Source organism: Phormidesmis sp. 146-12 (genome assembly GCF_052939495.1).
The window spans coordinates 1575-21296 of the sequence record NZ_JBJPHS010000100.1; the positions used below are offsets into that span (position 1 = coordinate 1575).

Here is a 19722-nt window from a genome sequence, read left to right on the forward strand (position 1 = left end):
AACAGCATACTCCTCGGTGGGCAAGGCCAGGATCTGAGGAACGATCGCCCCCAAAGACGCATCCAGTTCACCAAATCTAGCTTTAAGAAGAGCCTCAATGACTTGCTGTTTGCCTCGTTGCTCAGTGGCTTGTTCCCATTCCAAATAAGCTCGTGATAGTGCCATCAGGAGTGCCTCATCCTCAGTTTCTAGACGCTGCCATTTTGATATGATTTGTCCCTTTGCCAACCGATAATGAATTGCTAGACATGTAGAGAAAACCGTGCCAACAATTCCTCACGAGAAAGTTGCAGCAAGAGAACAGCATACTCCTCGGTGGGCAAGGCCAGGATCTGAGGAACGATCGCCCCCAAAAACGTATCCAGTTCACCAAATCTAGCTTTAAGAAGAGCCTCAATGACTTGCTGTTCGCCTCGTTGTTCGCCTCGTTGCTCAGTGGCTTGTTCCCATTCCAAATAAGCTTGTGATAGTGCCATCAGAAGTGCCTCATCCTCAGTTTCCAGGGGTTCATTCATCTCGATTGTAACTTTCCAGGCGGTTAGCATCTGTAACGTTTCTGCCCGCCGGGGATCGTCTTGGGGTAATGCAATGACTTCAGCGATCGCGCGTCTCTGAGTGGTGTCTCGACCCAAAATTCTCAGCCATAGGGTTTCCTCAATTTCGGGAAGTTGATTAATGGAGACGATCGCACTCTTGAGCGAATTGGGCAAAAAATAAATCCCTGCCACCCAATCATCTCTGAGCGTCACCCCAAAATCTTCGAGCAGCGGTCTGGAAACCGCAGAAGCGAGAATCCACAACTGAGACAATTCGGTTTCTGCAAGTCTTGAATCCTGTCGAGTGGCTTTGCGATGCTCTTCTTCTTGTACCCACAAAAGCTTGAGCAAACAAGTCCGAACTTCGGTGCGCGTGGGAGGGTTGCGGAAGGGTTCGAGCAGACAGGGGGTTGCGGCGATTTTACCTAATACGCCCAGACTGGCTGGGTCAACGACTGGAGTGGTTGCAGGCTCAAACCAGACATCAACAAATTTAGACTCTCCCGGCACTTCGAGGCTGCGCTCAACATTGCCCAGGGGCGTAAGTACGGTTTGGAGAAACTGTTTGGCGAGTTGGTCAAAAGGAATCTGAGTCATGGACGGTATCTGGCCGGGGGCGCGCTCCGTGATCGGGTGTCAACAAGGATACGATCGAGGGTTTGGGCCGTCTTGTCAATTGATTCTCAGAAAAGACACTAATTTTGGCTGATGGTTCAAACTGCGCTCAAGAGAACGAAGTCCACCTTCGTAGACTAGAAAAAAGCTTTAGCCTGGAAAGGTTGGTTTTGTCTTGATGGCTGTGTTGCTGAATGCACTTTGCGAAGCTAACGGTAGCTGAGTTTATTGAATCCATAATCTTGATCAAGAACTCTGCTTTTGGGCGATCGTATCGTCAGGCTGCTAGATCCTGTGGGCGGTGAGGGCGTAGCGGCTTGAGAGTAGGCTGGCTGATGGAGTCAGTCATGTTGAGGTGTAATCTGGAGTCTATTTGCGATCGCACTGCCTCAAAATTGGGCATTTCTGACCAGCAGGTGCGACAAAACCAGGAGAGTGACCCCCGGTGAACCTGGCGTAATAGTTGATCGGAGCAGCAAGGACAATTAGACATTGTGTTTTTAAGGGAATTAAAAATTGAATATTTATTTCCCTGTGTCCTTTCTAAGGTGAGCGACTCTAAAGTGGGCAGTCGTGACAGCAGGGATAAAATTCTCAGGGATCACGGTTTGAGACTAAAGTCAGAATCTGAGGAACTTGTGAGGAATCCCTGAGATATGAGTTTTTGAAATCTTTCAACAGCTTTCGCAACATTCCGAGATACAAAACTACTGGAATGTTAAGTTGACGGTAGAAATGTGAAAGACCCTCTCAATCCAATTATAGACCGAAAGCAAGTTAGCTCCTGTGTCAAGTTATACCTCTCTATCTTGAGTAAGAACTTTTTGAGCAAATAGATGCCTCTCAAGATACACAGAGCCGATCGAGGGATCGCATAAAATCCTTTCACAGACGTTCACCTGTCTCAAGAGTGATCTCTGTCACCCACTATTAAAATTTGAGGTTGAGCTATGGATACCACTAGAATTGTTTTAATTGAAGATCATGACCTGACTCGGATTGGGCTGCGATCGGCGCTCCAACGCAAAGAAGGGGTCGAAGTGATTGGTGAAGCAAGAGACGGTAAATCGGGGCTAAAACTGTTGAAATCAACACAGCCAGATGTGGCAATTGTGGATGTAGATATGCCCGATATGAATGGAATTGATCTAACTCACGAATTTAGACAGTTTCAAGCGGCTGGAGAATGCCCCAACACTCGCATTCTGATTATGACAATGCAGGACAATGAGGAGACCGTTTTGGCAGCTTTTGCGGCTGGTGCGGATTCTTATTGTATGAAAGATGCCAGCATCGATCGCTTGACTGAGGCGCTAAGAGTCACGGCTGAGGGCAACGCCTGGATTGATCCCACGATCGCTCGGATTGTCCTTCACCAAAACCAGAGAAACTATGGCGACACCAATCCCAATAGTGGGTCTTCGACGATTACCATCAATCGCATGTCTTCTGAAGATGGTGATTTTGTTCCGGCTTACCCGCTGACGGGGCGTGAGCTAGAAGTGTTGGGGCTGATTGTAGATGGATGCAGCAACGCGCAGATTGCAGAAAAGCTGTACATCACGATCGGCACGGTCAAAACTCACGTTCGCAATATTTTGAATAAGCTGTGTGCTGACGATCGGACTCAGGTGGCGGTGCGGGCACTGCGGACGGGATTGGTGAGATAAGGAAAAACTGGCGTTGCTGATTGGAGGGATGCGTGGGAAGTGTTAATCTTTTCGCCCCCTGAATCGCCCAACTTTGGGGGACTTTGAACATTTGGTTTCCTTCGCTTTGGGGCAATTCATCCCATAATTCAGCAACGCCGAATTCTAGTTCAAAGTCTTGGATTAGCCGATTAGCTGCACATAGTCCATTCCGCTGCCCGTCGCAAACCAGGTGCTAATATCAGCCGATCGCTCTAGTGAAACGGGAAGGCTCTCTATCAGATCAGCCGATGCGCGAAAGGTTGATCGGTCGTGAACGATCGGGGCACCCTGAGCCAAGTGCAACAACAGGTCTGCGGCTCGGTCTTGGGCAAGTTTTAGAGTTCTTTTTTGCAAGTCGTCTGAGGCATGGGGAGAAGCTGACTGCTCTACTTTGAGGCGATGATGGGCGATCGCGCTTTCGATTTGAGTCTGACAGTCGGTTATTTCTGGGTTTTTGGGCAGTTTTTTGAGGTCGGCTGTGATGTCTCCGGCGATCGTGACTTTGGCAGAAACTTCAACCTCTAACGTCGCTTTGTAGGTCACTTTTAGCTGATCAGCTCGCCCATTGAAGGCTGCGATCGCCTGGGCTTTTTGTTCATTCACCAACTGCACGCTAAACACCGCTGAAAATGGCACATAGCCGGACGATTGAGTTGTACCGAGAATTTCAAACTCGCCTCGTTCATTTTTGAGCAGCAGCGTCACAGATTCGACGACGATCGGGGCCAGTTGTAATTGAATATCAGACGGATGGCACTGAGAGGCGATCGTGTTGCTAATAGCCTCTAACTGTTCTGGAGCGACAGTCCATTCGCTGCTAACTTGAAGCATTGCAAACTGATCGATCGCCATTAGCGATATAGAAGGCAACCCCTGAGAAGTGCGCTGTGAAACGGGAGCGCCAGGAATGTAGTAAAAGCTAGAAGCCTCTGTCGGATTGGGATAGCAGTAGATGCCCTGGTAGTCGAAGCCTTGGGGAAGTGGGGTCATTTTGTTACCTGAATGAGGAGTGAGGAGTGAGGAGGGAGGAGAGAGGAGGGAGGAGGGAGGATGAAAGCCAGAATTCTTGGTTTACAGTCCCTTAGAATTGGCAGCTTGGGGGGCAGAAGATGTAAACACCGCAGCCAGGAAACTAGATTGAACTGACGTGCTTTAGGGTGAGTTCGTCTGAATCTTGAGAGAGGCAAACGGGGATTGGAGGGTTGACCAGTCTGAGGGAAGGGCACCGATCGTGGGATGGAGACGGTAGCGATAGCCCGATCGAAAGGGAGATTTTGCTAACCAACTCCAGGTTTTTTGGGGCTGAGACGGTGTGAAAAATAGGACACTCATTTCTGATTCGGGGGCACCATCGGGGAGAAGGTCGATCGCCCACAGTTTCACGGCTTCGCTAAACTCACATTCGACGCTGATTTGATGCACGCCATACTCTCGAAAGGAGTGAAGTCCGAGCTGACAGCTTTTGGCGGGGAAAGGGTCGAGGTGTAGCGTCTGATTGCCTTCTAGAGACTGGGCAAAAATTTCTAGTGTGGCGTTACTGATGTCTTTGGGAAGAGCGATCGCAATCATTGAGTCGGCTGCGGTTAAATCAAAAGTTTGTGTGTTGACCTGTTCGGCTTCTTGCCAGCGACAGATTCCTCGAAGTGTGGCTAATGTGAGCAGCGATCGTGTTCCTTCAATCATCAAAAACTTGACTGGAAATTGATCAGGTCTGATCGATAGGCGTTCTCCCTGGTGAGTAATTTCTTCACTTTTGAGTTCTCTTGTTCCAGTGGTATCTTCTAAAACAACTGATGTAAAAAACTTGTATTCCAGCTTTTCGATAGGCGATAGTCGCAGTGTTAACGTTGCTGTGTCGTCAGGTGGAATAAATTGGGCAGAGGCAATTCTCGCTTGAGGACGATAAGGCAGAGCAGGCGGAGATTTTAGCGTGACTCCGATCGCAATCACTCCCGGACGACGCTCGGGTAGATTGGCAGAGGCTCTAATCGTCCAGGTGCCCGTCGGAATTGGGGGAACGGTCAGTTCTTGAAAGACGGCTTCTAATCCCTGATCTTGTGCCAATTGACGAGCGGACTCTAACGGATCAAGCGAAAACACGATCGTGCGATAGGCTTGCAACGGTTGAGACAAATCCCATTCAAAGCTGCCGTGATCTGCGGAAGACAGCGCAATGTACGCCCGGCGATCGTCAATCGGCGAGGGAATGAAGGTGCCAAAATAAGCACGAATCCAATCGGTCATCGCTTCTGCAAATCCCTCCAAAAATCCCTCAAGGGGCGTGGTCGAAATCGCTTCTAAGGGCAACGATCGAATGTCTTTGCGAAAGAAGTTTAGAACGTCCTCACAGGCGATCTGGCGTTGGGCATTTCCTAAAGCGGCAAGCTGGTTGAGCAAGGTTGCGGGATCAAATCGGACGCGAATCGGCAAGCGGGGAGCAACGCCGATCGTTTCCATTTCAGCCTGTCCCCGAAGTCTGAGGATGTTTCCTGTCAGGGCCCCTTTGAGCGCGATCGCGGTCGATTCGGACAGCTTAAGACTGTAGCGGGCACTCGTTAATCCATTCCACGCCAACGAGATCGGCACTTTTAGATCGTCAGGAATGTCGTCCACTTCGGGGTAGAGGCGCAAAAAACCAGACTGAAAGCCGATCGGCTCTACGGTCGCTTGAGCATTTTGTTGACGAACCGCAGCCAACGCCGCATCGAGAAAATAGTGGGGCTGTAACCTAAAATCCAGGAGTCCGTAAGGCTTGGGAGGTAAGGTCGGATTTTGTCCCCGAACCAGCGTCAAAGCGAAGTCAGGCTGTGCATCGAGGCGGTTTGCGATCGACACCGCATTCGGCAAAACAAAGCAACCCCCCGTTTCGTAAGCAAAAAAGATCGGCCCCTCTTCTGTCTGGATAGGGTGATGAAAATCAGGAAGTCCTTGCAGTGACATAGGTAGATGATGCTAAGAGGCAGTTTGGACGATCGGAGGCTGAGAAGTTGAGATCCCCCTAGCCCTTTCTAAAAGGCTGGCAGCTTTGTATTTGTGATCCACAGCGTTTCTGAAGTTTCCGATCGCCATTGATTTGCCGGATCTTCGACCCTGGTGCCATCTTTGAGAATCACGAGCGATCGATACTCATAGATACCAGAATCAGCCTCATGTAAAATCAGATCGCGAATCGGAGTCGTAACGCTGGTCTGAACGCCATTGGCATCAAGCGAAACATCACGAGTGAAATTGATCGTCGTGCCCAATTTGAGATCAACGCTAATGACATCGATGCGATCGCCAAAGGTGCTTTGTGTGGTGTTAACGCTGATTTTGCGCTTGTAAGTCATTGTCGATTGAGGCAACACGATTTTGTCCCAGATGGCTTTTGAGTCGGCTAACACTTCAACGCCGCTGAGATCGAATGTGACTTGAGGAGGACTGCTGCCTGCGATCATACTAGCGGGTGTAACGGTGAATGAAAGTGACTCTCCGGGCGGTAATACGGCGGGTAACGGGATGCTGAGTAAGCTGATCACTCCATTCACTTGAGCGTTGTCGTGAGTAATCTTTGCGGTGAGTTGATTGATGCGGATGGGACTCTCGATCGCATTCTTGAGCGTGGCTCGAATTGATCCGGTTGCCAGATCAATTTCTTTGCTGTAGTCAAATTTTTCGCCAACCAGATCATTCATCTGCGCGGTAAACGGAATGATCTCAGTGTGTTGTCCGTCGGGAAACGAAACCTGAACTTGTCCTTGAAATAGCTGAGTCGTGGGGCTAAAAATCGCATCGTAAACCGCCTGAAATTCCTCAAGTGAGAGGGTGCGAGAATCGCGAAATCCGGTTCGCAGTTCGACCAACACTTCGGGGCGTTCTTGATAGGCGAGAGACCCATCACTCTGAGGCAAGCCCAGGTAGAGACGCGGATTGCTCGCCACCAAAGGCTGATAGACAACTCCGGTGACTCCCGCAGGCAGGGGATTGGGAATCTTTTTGGTCAACTCACTGGTCGCCGTTTCTAATCGAGCCGCATTGACATAGGGATACGCCCAATAGCTGATCGTCACCCGCACTTCTTCGGAATCGCCCACGGGATGAAACTGAATCGACAACAAAGGATAATGAGGACTCTCAGGACGGCGCACTAACTTGAAACTATCGGGCAAATAATAAAACACATGCCGCTCGACCGGATCTTGGTAATAGCTATGTCCATTAACCTGTTGTAGCGTCGGCTTAAAGGGGGTGTTGTTTCCTGTAATGCTGCTAAAAATATAGGGATGCAGGCTGGGCGGAAAAACAAAAGGAACGCGATCTCTTTGAGATACTCGCGAGGGGTCGCTCTCAACATCCAAAACCCGCGTTACTTCTCGAAACTGCGGCTCAACAGACGATCGATACGTCACCCACTGGACTTGCAAATCGTATCCATAAGACAACACTTGTACCTTGGCAAAATTACCGCTATTTGTTCTGACGGCGAATACATTTCCGTTAGTCAATAGATTGCGACGAAAAGCAGTTGGATCATCATCTTCGAGAATCGGGCCTCTCCAAATGGTCTCACCTTTGTTATCAATGGGTCTAAACGGACTAACCCTTTCCCGAATCACATTTGGCTTGAGTTTAGGATTAATTCGCACAACCTCCTGGTCAATCGGTCTGCGAATGGGAATAGTTTGCTTAGGAAATCGCTTGCGGATTACAGAACCATCGATCGGCGTTGTTCCGTAGGCCAAAGATTGCAGTTCTTTGACCGTGATCTCATCAAAGTTGCGACTTCCCAGATGCACAATTTGAGCGTTGCCACGGGGCACCATTTGCCGCAGCACATTGGTTTCTTGATTCCACCAAACATCGCCCTCGCCGCCCTCAGTGCCCGTGTCAAAGCTAAACGTCCAGGTGCCGCGAATGGTTCCTGTCCCCGACGAAACGATCGCGCTTGCAGTTGTTGCCACATCAGATAAAGGAATGCCTACCCGCGCCGATCGCCGAATCGTCAAAACGGCTGCATAGTCAGAATTGGTCAGAACTTGATAAAGTAAATCGCGCTCTGCGATCGAAGGCACCTGCAACACAGCCTGAATGCCGCCTGATTCTGTAGTAATTTCTTGAAAAATTAGTTCTTTTTGTCCCCCATTCGCCACCCCTGGCACTAAGCGATGCTGCAAAATGACGCTGACCGCGTGGCTGAGTTCTTGAGCCGTTCTCGCAGATTCTTGAATGGCTGCTGCGGGATACTTTTCGAGGTGAATGGTTAGACTCCAGCCTTGAGGACTGGCTCCCAGTGAGATTTGTACCTGTTGATTACGTTCGGCTACTCGATAGCGCGGCAGATAAAACGTTGCGCCATTCGCCTCAAACAGCCCTTCATCTGTGACCGTTGCACTGGGCGAAATTGGGACTGTGATTTGACTACGAGGCACCCCGACGATCGGTTCTCGAATCATGGCAATCCCCGCTGCCAATTCAGGATTGATCCAGCGCACCTTTTCTAATTGGGCAGTCAAGGCAGGTTGTACGACGGGAACGGTCTCAATCGCGGCAACTTCACTGACGAGGGGCATCGGTTCGGCCAGACGAACGGCAGCTTTACTAAAAACAGCATCATCAATCTGACTCAGACGAATATTGGTAAACACGTTGGCTCCTGCGGAATTAGTTAGGGATGAGGGAGGAGGGAGGAGGGAGGAAAGGCCTGTTCTGATTTCTGCGTTCAGTTGGCTCGATTCAGCAGTCCGCTACTCTCAAATGCTTCTGCCCTAATTGTGAAAGCACACCCGTCAACAAACAGTACCCACGCGGGGAATTTTTGGACGTTGGACGTTGGACTCTGGACGCTAGACAGGAAAATGGGCGTTGCTGATTGGAGGGATGAATCTGTGGGAAGTGTCCATCTTTTCGCCCCCTAAATCCCCCAAAAATGGGGGACTTTGAACCTTGGGTTTCCCGCCGCTTTGGGGCAATTCATCCCCTGATTCAGCAACGCCGGAAAATTGAGTCTTTGGTCTAATGTCTTCGGTTTAATGTCTAACCTTCATCCCTCCTCCCTCCTCCCTCATCCCTCATCCCTCATCCCTCCCAAGGGCAGCCTCACCGTAAATCGTGCCCCCTGTCCCTCTCCGGGGCTTTCGGCCAAAACCGTGCCATTGTGGAGTTCGACGAGTTGACGGACGATCGCCAGTCCTAGACCCAACCCGCCATACGATCGCGTGGTGCTGCTGTCTTCTTGCCGAAAATAGTCAAACACATGAGGCAAAAAGTCAGCCTTGATTCCTTTACCTGTGTCGCTGACAACGACTTGAGCAAATGAGGTTAAAGCCTCTGGCGGAAACTCTAAAGCAGGAAGCTCAATTCTCTCCAGACTCACATTGACTTGTCCTCCAGCGGGCGTAAACTTCACCGCATTTGAGAGCAAATTCCAAACGATCTGCTGCAACCGATTGGGATCACCTCTGACTGGGCCGATGGTTGAGTCAAACTGCGTCTCGATCGCAACTGATTTGGCTTCGGCAGCAATTCTCACCGTTTCTAACGCAGCCAGAATCACATTGGACAATGACACAGACACAAAATTGAGATTGATTTTACCGCGCAAAATTTTTGAGACATCTAACAGATCTTCAACCAGTTGAGATTGCAATTTTGCATTGCGCTCGATCACTTCTAACGCATGACTGGTCGCCGCTTCGTCAAACTTACGAGTCCGCAGCAAACTTGTCCAGCCCAAAATCGGATTGAGGGGCGTTGCCTTCGGCACAGCGAAGCTGCCCGCAACTCGTGAGACAAAACGGCTAAAAATTCGTCTTTGAGGCGATTGGCCGATTCGGCTTCTTGTCGGGCTGCTTGTTCGCGAATGAGCAACTCATCTTTGTCAGCATTCGATTGTTCTAATTGAGTATTCGTCGCTTCGAGTTGTTCCATTAGGGCGACGCGGGCTTGATATTCTCGCCCCTTGACCTTTTCAACCGCCAGAGCCACCTGAGTTGCAGCCCTTTGAGTCATTGCAATGCCCATCAGCAAACTCACCCCACACTGCATTAGCAAACTCAACTTGTGAACATACAACACCTCCGCACTCACCGGAAAACTGGGCAACGCGATCGCATTGGGATAAGTTGTCAAATAAGCAATCAGCGTCGCAAACACACAAAAACTCGCCGTCAAGGTGCCGCCCACCACGCCATATCGAGTCGCCGCCCAAATAATTGACACGAAATTGAGAAACGAAAACTGCTGAAACGAAAAGCCTGTTCTCGTCGTTTGAGAAACCGTGAGAAACGCAGTACTCGTACTAAAGATCAAAATTACAAGAATTTCTGCCCAATGGCGGCGATCGCGCAACCGACGAAAGTTAGCTGCCTTTCTGGGAGGGTCTGTTTCGCCAATCAGATAGCCCGATTTTTGTAGCAGCGGGGTCAGCAACAAGAGCGCCGGGGGAGCGATCGTCATCGTTCCGATCGCGTTGCCCAACCACCAATACGAAATGCTTTCTGGCAAGGTGTTTAACGACATTTTGCCCAAGGCGACGAGTGACAAACTGCCTACGATCGCCGAACTCAAACAACCCATTACGGGAGCCGCCAAAATAAATGCGCCTGCTTCTCTCAAGTCGGTTAAGAAGGGTGACCCACGCCAGCAGACTCGATACAAAAACCAGGCGACGAGCGGCTCGGTGCTATCTGTCCAACCGACAAGCTGCGCCCAGCCGTGATTACCCCAAAACGAAGCCATCAGACAAGACACCAGCCCCGTCAAGACAATTCCCGGTAGACCCAGCCAGATCCCGATCGCCACCGCCACCCCCGACGGAGGAAACCACAGCGAAACCGCAGGCTGGACGCGAAACAGCAGGGCTGTCAAATGCGCCAAAATCAGTGCGATCGCACACAGTAGGAACGTTAGCCATCTGCGGTTCACTCTTTTGGCTTGCATCGCCCTGTCGCACCTATGTAAATTGCAACACCCAACATAGGGCAAATGATGCGAAACAGCACGTATCTTCTGAAAGATTTTTGCAGTTCAAGGCTGATGAGTGCCTGTGTCGATGAGGTTTTTTCGCTGCGCTGCTTGGCCTTTTGCCTCCCAACCCCCAGTTTTTAGGGACTTTAAGATCAAAGCTGGCGGTTAAAAGAACGAAGTCTGCAAAGACAACCCAAATCGATTCAAAGGTTCGCTAATCCGCGAAGGCGAATTTTGTTCTTTAGCTGCGGTTTCAACCGCCTATCGAATTCAGATTAATCTCTAGGCTCAAAGCACAGTTCTATTCGGTTGAGCCGAGTCGAAGCCTGTGGGTATATTCTTTGCTGAAAATTACCAAAGACCGCTGCGTTAATCATTTCGACTGCTTAATGTTTTACAGCCTGCTCGATCGCTTGAAGCGCCTCGTCACACCAGGCTACCCACTCTTTTTGATAACGAATGCCGCGACGAATAATTAGATGCATATAGAGATCTTTGAGGTCTAGCGAATCGAGCTGTTGGGCAAAATGCTGATCTAACTTTTCGACCTGTTGCACCATCTCAACATGTAACTGTCGCCGTCGTGCAATTTCACGAATCACCACCTGAGAGGGCACTAGATGACCCGCTAGCCCCATCACGCCTAGATCTTCACGGATGGCTGCGGGTTCGCAGGGTTTGATTAGCCAATCGAGCAGTTCTTGTTGACCTTGCTCTGTGATGGAATAGATTTTTTTGTCCAGTCGTCCTGGTTGAGGAATGGCTTCATAAGTAACGCTGCCTTGCTGTTCTAGCTTGGTGAGTTCGGCATAGATCTGCTGCTGACTCGCTTTCCAGAAGCAACTGCCAAATCCCTCGGCAAACTCTTTGGCAACGTCATAGCCGCTGAGAGGTTGACGAGACAGGAATGCCAGGATGGTGTGCTTGAGTGACATAACCAAAAAACTACTTGACGGATTCAATAGATTAAGTGTACCTTAGTTTTTGTATTCAAATAATTGAGTAAAAAAACTAGAGTAGTCTGTCCTCACAGTCTCTTTCTCGCCCAACTATCTCAGGAGTTAAACCATGAATGCTCTAGATCACAAGATTCCGCCGCCGATAGTTGTCGTACTTGTCGGAGCAGCAATGTGGGTAACTGCTCAGTCCGCGCCTGAGTTTGAAATCGAAGAGAATTTGCATTTCGTGATCGCAGGCGTGATCGCCTTGTCAGGCTTTACTGTTTTAGCGCTAGGCATTGCGGCATTTCGTCAGGCTAAGACGACGATCAATCCTGTGAATCCTGAAGCGACATCCTCACTTGTGACTGGTGGCATTTACTGCTACACACGCAATCCCATGTACGTTGGCTTTGCCGCTTTACTGGTGGGCTGGGCTGTGTACTTGGCGGTTCCGTGGGTACTTCTAGGCCCGATCGCATTCATCCTCTTTACCACGCGCTTTCAAATTATCCCTGAGGAGCAAGTGTTGAATGCAAAGTTTGGACAAGCGTACAGCGAATACAAAGAGAAGGTTCGTCGGTGGCTCTAGACCTGTTTGAATGCAAAAACTTGAGGTTAAAAAATGGAGTCATCTAGGGTCAATATGAATGGGGGAACGAAATGGCGATCGCCCCGCCGCAGCGCAATGTTGGGAGTCGGTTGTCTACTGCTGGTTGGCAGTGGCATGGTCTATCGAATGAGGTTGATTCATCCAACTCAGCAGTCGATTGTGGTAGCTGCTGCACCAACGGTTGAAACAGTGTCTGCTCTGGGGCGATTAGAGCCAGAAGGTGAGGTGATTCAGGTATTTGCGCCCACATCGTCAGAAGGGGCACGAGTTGAAAGCCTCCGAGTCAGCAACGGGCAGCGGATTCGTCAGGGAGATGTAATTGCAGTTTTGGATAGCTATAAGCGGCGGCAGGCCTCCTTACAGGAAGCCCAGGAACAGGTGAGCGTTGCCCAAGCTCAGTTGGGTCAGGTAGAAGCGGGCGCGAAATCAGGGCAAATTCGAGCACAGGCACGAGTCGTCGATCGCCAAAGAGTCGAATTGCAGACCGAAGCTGAGGCGCAGGAAGCCACGATCGCTCGGTTGGAAGCAGAACTTCGTAATGCACAACTGGAGAATCGACGGCATCAGAGGCTTTATGCAGAAGGCGCTGTCTCCGCATCTTTGCGGGATAGTAAGCAATTAGCTGCTGATACAGTTCGACAACAACTTAACGAGGCACAGGTGAACTTGAGCCGAATCCAGCGATCGCGGCAGCAGCAGATTTCTGAGGCGCAAGCGACGCTCGACCAAATTGCCGAGGTGCGTCCAGTGGATGTCAAGGTCGCACGATCACGAGTGGCAGAGGCGCAAGCCAGAGTATCACGGGCACAGGCAGAACTCGATTTGGCGACGGTACGATCGCCCCAAGCCGGGCAAGTCCTCAAAATCCACACTCGTCCTGGAGAACTGGTCGGAAGTGAGGGCATCATCAGCCTGGGACAAACTCAGCGCATGGTGGCAGTGGCGGAAGTGTATGAGTTAGATATCAATCGCATTCGAGCAGGGCAAGCCGCAATCGTGATTAGCAAGAACAATGCTTTTCCAGATGTGCTGCACGGCAAAGTCGTAGAAGTCGGACTAGAAATCAATAAAAAAGACGTGTTGAACACTGATCCGGCGGCACAGTTTGATGCGCGAGTGGTGGAAGTAAAAGTGCTGTTAGATGAAGCGTCTAGCCGTCGAGTTGCTGGCTTAACTAATTTAAGTGTGCAAGTCTCCCTTGATGTCAACTCTTGAGGCAATGACATGACTGCAATGACCCCAAAAAAGAAACCGCTGTTTCTCTCCTGGTTACAGTTACGCAAAGAACGGGCGCGTTTGTTGGTGGCGATCGCTGGAATTAGTTTTGCCGATGTGCTGATGTTTCTGCAAATGGGCTTTCGGGGAGCATTGTTCAGTAGTGCAGTGGAATTCCACAACAGCTTGAACGGTGAAATTGTCATGTTAAGTGGGCGATCGCGGTCTTTGATTTCCCTCGATCGATTTACAGAGCGCCGACTTTACCAAGCCGCAGGCATCACAGGGGTTGCGTCAGTCAGTCCGATTTACCTGAATGCGATTCAGTGGCGTAATCCTGAAAACAAAGAGATCTGGGACATTTACGCAATTGGTATCAATCCAGAACATCAGGTTTTGAACATTCCGGGAGTCCAAGCCAACCGTGAGAGACTGCGCCAGCCAGATACCGCTTTGTTTAATCTGGGTTCTCGCAAAGAATTTGGCGCGATCGCTCATCGGTTTCAGACCGGAGAAACCATCATTACCGAAATCAATGAACGCCAAGTTCAAATCCAAGGCTTGTTCAAACTTAGCCCCACATTTGGCATCAATGCTTATCTGATTACGAGCGATATCAACTTTTTACGCATGGCTCCTTTCCGACAAGGAGGACTGGTTGATGTGGGTGTGATTAAACTTAAGCCTGATGCCAATGTCCAAGCGGTTCTAGCAGAGATGCGATCGCGCTTGCCCAATGATGTCAAAGTAATGACGCGAGAAGATTATGCCAAAGCCGAAGTTGCTTTTTGGAACGCTAGTACACCCGTGGGCTATACCTTTGATTTAGGCGTAGTGATTGCCTTTATTGTCGGCGCTGTGATTGTTTATCAGATTCTTTACAGTGATGTCACCGATCATTTGCCTGAATATGCCACCCTCAAAGCGATGGGGTTTCGCGATCGCTATCTGCTCATCGTTGTCTTTCAAGAGGCTTTGATCCTGGCAGCCCTGGGATTTATTCCCGGTACGCTGATTGCTTTAGGCATCTATCGGATTACGAATATCGCTACAATGCTGCCGATGGCAATGGATGTGGGACGAGTGGTGTTTGTTTTTGTGCTGACGGCAATCATGAGTTCGCTTTCGGCTGCGATCGCAGTGCGTAAGCTGCAAACGGCTGATCCGGCTGATATTTTTTAGGAGTTGAGCATGGTTACAAATTTATCTGAACCTGCCGTCTCGATCGCTCATCTGAATCATTACTATGGACAAGGTTCACTGCAAAAGCAGGTTTTGTTTGACATTAATCTGCAAATTAATCGTGGCGAAATTGTCATCATGACAGGGCCGTCAGGTTCGGGTAAAACAACCTTGCTGACATTGATGGGAAGCTTACGATCGGTTCAAGAAGGGAATTTGAGCATCTTGGGGCAAGCGTTGCTTCAGGCTAGTAGAGAACAGATGACTCTGGCTCGTCGTCATATCGGCTATATTTTTCAAGCGCACAATCTACTAAACTTCCTGACTGCCTATCAGAACGTTGAAATGGCGTTGGAAACTCAAGAGGTGACTGCTGTCGCTGCCGATACCCGAATTCGGACTATTTTGAGCGCCCTGGGACTAGAGCATCGGATGGACTACTATCCAAGCGATCTATCAGGTGGACAAAAACAACGAGTGGCGATCGCCCGTGCTTTGGTCAGTCAGCCTAAAATTATTCTGGCAGATGAACCAACGGCTGCACTCGATAAAAAGTCGGGACGAGATGTGGTGGAAATTATGGAAGAACTCGCTAAGGAGCAAGGTTGTACTATCCTACTCGTAACTCACGACAACCGCATTCTGGATCTTGCCGATCGCATTATCTACCTGGAAGATGGGTGTTTAGTGAATCGCTCTGATGTTGCTGCAAGTGTTCAATAGACTTCCTGCACGAATCATAGATGCCCTCCGACTAAAGTCGGGGCTACAAGAGCAAAGTGTGCCTTCGCACACTAAAGAGGCGATTTTAACCGTTAGTCCACGGAGGTGGACTTTGTTCTGATAGCAGCGTTGCCGAAGGCTCTTGCGAAGCTAACATCAATCGCCAGGTATTCATGCAGGAAGTCTAATAGAGTTCTCAGGTGTCGAATTCAGATTAATCTCTAGTGGCTGCGATCGCTTGGGCAAACTGAAACAGGATTTAGCCAAAGCAGCGATGAAACAGATTATGCGTCTCTCGATTCCCCTTCTCGTTTTGGGGCTTTCTTTTGCCTCACTCAACGCTCACGCCCAATCGATCGCCCCCTCCAGCGACGGAACGGGAACAATCGTCACCCCCAACGGCAATCAATTAGACATCACAGGCGGAACGCGATCGGCGGATGGCGCTAATCTATTTCACAGCTTCAGTCAGTTTGGGCTAAACCAAAATCAGATTGCCAACTTTTTGTCGAATCCCACAATTCAAAATATTTTGGGACGGGTCAACGGTGGCGATGTCTCGATCATTAATGGACTGATTCAAGTCACGGGCGGCAGTTCCAACCTATTTTTGATCAATCCGGCGGGCATCATTTTTGGCGACAGCGCTCGATTAAATGTTCCAGCTTCCTTTACTGCCACGACTGCAACTGGGATTGGCTTTGGTTCAAATTGGTGGAATGCTGCGGATACTAACTACTCAGCCCTACTCGGATCGCCCAACGCCTTCGCTTTTACCCCTCAGCCTGGTGCGGTTGCTTCACAGTTCCCTGCGGGAATCGTCAATACAGGAAACTTGACCGTCGGACAAGGGAATCTCAGCTTGTTTGCAGGCACGATCGCCAGTCCGGGTCAGCTTTCTGCACCTCAAGGGCAAGTTTTGCTGGCGACGATTCCGGGTCAAAGTTTGATGCGGCTCAGTCAGGTGGGCAGTTTGTTGAGTCTCGACATTCAGCCGACCGCGACCACGGGACAGAGCCTACCGATCGTCACCCTTCCCCAGATGCTCACAGGAGGCGCAGGCGGCAACGCCACAGGATTCACCGTCACTAATGGACAGGTTCAACTCATCGGGTCGGGCTTTGTGATTGAGAATGGCGACATTGTTGCCAAAACCGTCACCGCCCAAACTGCCACCCTTGCAGCCAGTCAGACCTTAACTCTGATCGAAAGCCAACTGCAAACGACGGGAGCGTTAAATCTTCTGGCAAAAGACACCGTACGAGTGCGAGACAGTTTGACCAATCCATTTCTGGCACGATCGGGCGGCAATTTGACCGTGAGCGGCGATCGCGCGATCGACATTCTGGCGCTCAATCACCTCAGACAGACTCCTTTTGTTAGCGGCGGCGATCTCAGCCTGATCAGCGATGGCATTGTCTCTGGAGATGCCCACTTTATCAGTCAAGGACGATTCTCGATTTTGAATCTGAGCGGCGGCGGCGGCAATTTTGTTAGCTTATATGATCCGATCGTCAGCGCCGATGGAGATGTCACCTTTGGCAACTATACGGGGGTCGCGCTCAAAGTCGAAGCTACAGGCAGCATCACCGCAGGCGACATCACCATCACTGGCCCAGATTTTGACTTGGCTTCGATTTGTCTGACTGCTTGCTCCGCCGATGCTCAAATTTTGGCTGACCTGCCTGCTGTAATCTTAAGAGCCGGAGTCACGACCCTCGAAGAAACCGCTTTTGGCTATCCTGGAATCGTCTTTGGCAGTCCACCTGTTGCGTTTGGCTCTACTGACTTTGGGAGCGGTTCACCTAGTACGATCGCCAGCATCACCACAGGCAACATTCGCACAGAGAGACCCTCAAATCCGTTTGGCGGGCCAGAAAACACAGTGATTCTGACGGCTCCGGGCGACATCACAACGGGGGCGATCGACACCTCTGTCACCGGAATTGCAGACAGTCGAGCGGGGAGTATCAGCTTAACGGCGGGACGCGACATTCTCACGGGGGCCATCAACACCTCGACTAATATTGAAGCGTTTGTAGACGGCTCGAACGCTGGATTTGTGACGCTACAGGCAGGACAAAATCTCACCTTTGAAAGCATCACCACCAGCGCCCTTTCTCAAAGTGGAGCGGGGACGGGTGGCAGAGTCAGACTTTTAGCAGACAATGGTCAAATTCGAGGGACAGGATTTGTCGCAGCTTCTCCCACAGATACGATTTTTACGCGATCAACCAACGCCACCGGATCAGTCGAAATTCGTCACGATGGCGGCCCCAACAACAATCCCTTTATCGTCAGAGACGCAACCACCAACGGCACCGCAGGCGGCATCTCAACCAACAATGTGACGATCGCGCCCACCACCGTTTTTGAATCTGTAGGCACGATCGATCAGGGTAACTTTGCCGAAGATGGCGTTCGCTTTGTGTTTAACAATGTCGCCCCTGGCATCACCGTCGATTCAAATCTACCTGACACGCCAGAAAATCAGCCCGTCACCCTCAGCCTCAGTGATTTGGCTCCGACGGCAACCGATGCTAACAACGATTTCACAACGATTACGGTCGCGACGATCGCCCCCGGTGCCATTCTCAAAGTAGACGGGATTGAACTGCAACCGGGCGACAACCTTCCGCTGTTTAGAGAAACCGGGACGATCGAGTACACTCCGCCTCCGGGTACAACGGGTCAGATTGTGGCTTTCACGCTGGCTGCCAGCGATCGCATCTCTAGTTCAGTCCCGGTGCCTGTGAGTGTGACGATCACCTCAACATCGCCGCCGCCAAGTACACCGCCCGTTGAGCCAGTTCCCCCAACCCTTCCCGAACCCGAACCTACCGAACCGATTCTCAACCCACCCACGACACCAGACCCCGAAGCCGTTAAGCCAGATTATCCCGACGATGTAGAAGCCGAACCCGCCGAAGAACCCGAAGCCGAAATCGCTGCCGCAGACAACCCCTCCGGAACGATCGTAGAAGTCGATCCCTTTGTCAGCGAGATTGAGGATTCTCTCACCGATACGTTTGAAACTTACCTCGGCGAAAGTGATGTGCAGGCTGAGACGCTTCCCGAAGTGCGAGATACGTTGAGCAAAGTCGAACGGGCGACGGGGGTAAAACCTGCGATCGTGTATGCCTTGTTTGTCCCATCCAGTTTGGCTCAATCCAGTGACCCATCTACTAAGTCAGACGGTCAATACAAGCTAGGTGCAAGCCCCCAGCGAGACAGCGATGAGCTAGAACTGTTTGTCGTCACCTCCACAGGACAGCCGATTCGCAGACGAGTCCCCGGAGCCACCCGCGCCACCGTTCTCAAACTGGCTCAACGCTTTCAGCGAGAAGTCTCTGACAGCCGAAAGTCTCAAACCACCAGCTATTTAGAATCATCCCAAGCGCTCTATCAGAAATTAATGGCTCCGATCGAGTCCGATCTGCAAACTCGCAAAATTACCAATCTAGTTTTTGTCACCGATCTGGGACTGCGATCGCTGCCTCTAGCTGCCCTACACGATGGCAAAGGATTTTTGATCGAGCGCTACAGTATCGGCATGATGCCCAGTCTCAGCCTCACCGATACGCGCCTGGGTGACATTCAAAAGAGCCAGATTTTGGCCATGGGAGCCTCTCAATTTAGTCAGCAAACTCCACTTCCTGCCGTTCCCCAAGAAATCAGCGCCATTTCTAATATTTGGAAAGGTCGAACTTTTCTCAACGAAGGCTTTACCCTCAACAACCTCAAGACCCAGCGCCAACAACAACCCTTTGGCATCATTCATTTAGCCACTCATGCAGAGTTTCGATCGGGCCCTCTCGGCAATTCTTACATCCAACTCTCAGATACTCAATTGCGGCTTGATCAGATTCGTCAACTTGGCTGGAGCAATCCACCCGTCGAACTGCTCGTCTTGAGTGCTTGCCGCACTGCGTTGGGCGATCAAGAAGCCGAGCTAGGATTTGCGGGGCTTGCGGTAAAAGCGGGAGTCAAATCAGCAATGGCCAGTTTGTGGGCGGTCAGTGATCAGGGGACGTTGTTGTTGATGACGGACTTTTATCAGCAGTTAAAGAAGACCCCGATCAAAGCCGAAGCCCTACGTCAGGCACAGTTAAGCCTCCTCAAAGGACGGGTCAAATCTGAGAGTCAAACCACTTCTTTTGCTCACCCCTACTACTGGGCATCCTTCACGATGGTTGGTAGCCCCTGGTAGAGGATCTACCGTGTATACATAAGTCAATTGATCTGTACTTGCCGTAATCCTTCGC

At 50.5% G+C, this 19722-nt stretch carries 14 protein-coding genes; 6 read left to right on the forward strand and 8 right to left on the reverse strand.

From position 1 onward, the window contains the following. Positions 1 to 242: 242 nt before the first annotated feature. Both ACKFKF_RS27855 and ACKFKF_RS27860 read right to left on the reverse strand, forming a co-directional pair. Positions 243 to 1133 carry a flagellar assembly protein H gene (locus tag ACKFKF_RS27855; protein WP_446870622.1) on the reverse strand — a complete coding sequence of 297 codons (891 nt, stop codon included), beginning with the start codon at positions 1131 to 1133 and terminating at the stop codon, positions 243 to 245. Between the two features lie 295 nt (positions 1134 to 1428). Beyond that, positions 1429 to 1644: a hypothetical protein gene (locus tag ACKFKF_RS27860; protein ID WP_446870623.1), complete on the reverse strand. Its 216-nt coding sequence runs from the start codon at positions 1642 to 1644 to the stop codon at positions 1429 to 1431. Between the two features lie 457 nt (positions 1645 to 2101). On the opposite strand from ACKFKF_RS27860, the gene ACKFKF_RS27865 reads away from it, so the two are divergent. Continuing rightward, positions 2102 to 2821: a response regulator gene (locus ACKFKF_RS27865; RefSeq protein ID WP_446861824.1), complete on the forward strand. Its 720-nt coding sequence runs from the start codon at positions 2102 to 2104 to the stop codon at positions 2819 to 2821. Positions 2822 to 2983: 162 nt separating this feature from the next. Here ACKFKF_RS27865 and ACKFKF_RS27870 read toward each other — a convergent pair whose 3' ends face one another. The 6 genes from ACKFKF_RS27870 to ACKFKF_RS27895 form a co-directional block, all read right to left on the reverse strand. Beyond that, the gene (locus ACKFKF_RS27870) at positions 2984 to 3832 is read right to left on the reverse strand and encodes a hypothetical protein (protein WP_446870624.1); all 849 of its coding nucleotides are present in this window, start codon (positions 3830 to 3832) and stop codon (positions 2984 to 2986) included. Between the two features lie 162 nt (positions 3833 to 3994). Beyond that, positions 3995 to 5782 carry a hypothetical protein gene (locus ACKFKF_RS27875; RefSeq protein ID WP_446870625.1) on the reverse strand — a complete coding sequence of 596 codons (1788 nt, stop codon included), beginning with the start codon at positions 5780 to 5782 and terminating at the stop codon, positions 3995 to 3997. A gap of 68 nt (positions 5783 to 5850) precedes the next feature. Beyond that, positions 5851 to 8466, reverse strand: a complete 2616-nt coding sequence (locus tag ACKFKF_RS27880) for a hypothetical protein (protein WP_446870626.1) — start codon at positions 8464 to 8466, stop codon at positions 5851 to 5853. Positions 8467 to 8882: 416 nt separating this feature from the next. Next, a complete protein-coding gene (locus ACKFKF_RS27885; RefSeq protein WP_446870627.1) occupies positions 8883 to 9584 on the reverse strand; it encodes a sensor histidine kinase in 702 nt (233 codons plus the stop codon). Beyond that, positions 9491 to 10759, reverse strand: a complete 1269-nt coding sequence (locus ACKFKF_RS27890) for an MASE1 domain-containing protein (protein WP_446870628.1) — start codon at positions 10757 to 10759, stop codon at positions 9491 to 9493. Before ACKFKF_RS27890 ends, ACKFKF_RS27885 begins: the two co-directional genes overlap by 94 nt. A gap of 413 nt (positions 10760 to 11172) precedes the next feature. Beyond that, positions 11173 to 11721 carry a PadR family transcriptional regulator gene (locus ACKFKF_RS27895; RefSeq protein ID WP_446870629.1) on the reverse strand — a complete coding sequence of 183 codons (549 nt, stop codon included), beginning with the start codon at positions 11719 to 11721 and terminating at the stop codon, positions 11173 to 11175. 133 nt (positions 11722 to 11854) lie between these two features. Here ACKFKF_RS27895 and ACKFKF_RS27900 point away from each other — a divergent pair, with 133 nt between their 5' ends. The 5 genes from ACKFKF_RS27900 (at position 11855) to ACKFKF_RS27920 (ending at position 19667) form a co-directional block, all read left to right on the forward strand. After that, complete coding sequence (locus ACKFKF_RS27900; protein ID WP_446870630.1) at positions 11855 to 12316, forward strand: methyltransferase family protein; 462 nt, start codon at positions 11855 to 11857, stop codon at positions 12314 to 12316. Positions 12317 to 12349: 33 nt separating this feature from the next. Further along, positions 12350 to 13552: an ABC exporter membrane fusion protein gene (locus ACKFKF_RS27905; protein ID WP_446870632.1), complete on the forward strand. Its 1203-nt coding sequence runs from the start codon at positions 12350 to 12352 to the stop codon at positions 13550 to 13552. A 9-nt stretch (positions 13553 to 13561) separates the two neighbouring features. After that, positions 13562 to 14734, forward strand: coding sequence for an ABC transporter permease DevC (gene devC, locus ACKFKF_RS27910; protein WP_446870633.1), 1173 nt, complete (start codon positions 13562 to 13564; stop codon positions 14732 to 14734). A gap of 9 nt (positions 14735 to 14743) precedes the next feature. Next, entirely contained in the window at positions 14744 to 15457 is a 714-nt protein-coding gene (locus ACKFKF_RS27915; RefSeq protein WP_446870634.1) for a DevA family ABC transporter ATP-binding protein, read from the forward strand. Positions 15458 to 15731: 274 nt separating this feature from the next. Beyond that, positions 15732 to 19667, forward strand: coding sequence for a CHAT domain-containing protein (locus ACKFKF_RS27920; RefSeq protein WP_446870636.1), 3936 nt, complete (start codon positions 15732 to 15734; stop codon positions 19665 to 19667). Positions 19668 to 19722 lie beyond the last annotated feature (55 nt).

Bases quoted from the DNA above. Each gene is read 5' to 3' on its own strand.
- ACKFKF_RS27890 (WP_446870628.1), bottom strand. From the start codon at position 10,759: ATGCAAGCCAAAAGAGTGAACCGCAGATGGCTAACGTTCCTACTGTGT.
- ACKFKF_RS27870 (WP_446870624.1), bottom strand. From the start codon at position 3,832: ATGACCCCACTTCCCCAAGGCTTCGACTACCAGGGCATCTACTGCTAT.
- ACKFKF_RS27905 (WP_446870632.1), top strand. From the start codon at position 12,350: ATGGAGTCATCTAGGGTCAATATGAATGGGGGAACGAAATGGCGATCG.
- ACKFKF_RS27915 (WP_446870634.1), top strand. From the start codon at position 14,744: ATGGTTACAAATTTATCTGAACCTGCCGTCTCGATCGCTCATCTGAAT.
- ACKFKF_RS27900 (WP_446870630.1), top strand. From the start codon at position 11,855: ATGAATGCTCTAGATCACAAGATTCCGCCGCCGATAGTTGTCGTACTT.
- ACKFKF_RS27860 (WP_446870623.1), bottom strand. From the start codon at position 1,644: ATGTCTAATTGTCCTTGCTGCTCCGATCAACTATTACGCCAGGTTCAC.
- ACKFKF_RS27865 (WP_446861824.1), top strand. From the start codon at position 2,102: ATGGATACCACTAGAATTGTTTTAATTGAAGATCATGACCTGACTCGG.
- ACKFKF_RS27875 (WP_446870625.1), bottom strand. From the start codon at position 5,782: ATGTCACTGCAAGGACTTCCTGATTTTCATCACCCTATCCAGACAGAA.
- ACKFKF_RS27895 (WP_446870629.1), bottom strand. From the start codon at position 11,721: ATGTCACTCAAGCACACCATCCTGGCATTCCTGTCTCGTCAACCTCTC.
- devC (WP_446870633.1), top strand. From the start codon at position 13,562: ATGACTGCAATGACCCCAAAAAAGAAACCGCTGTTTCTCTCCTGGTTA.
- ACKFKF_RS27855 (WP_446870622.1), bottom strand. From the start codon at position 1,133: ATGACTCAGATTCCTTTTGACCAACTCGCCAAACAGTTTCTCCAAACC.
- ACKFKF_RS27920 (WP_446870636.1), top strand. From the start codon at position 15,732: ATGAAACAGATTATGCGTCTCTCGATTCCCCTTCTCGTTTTGGGGCTT.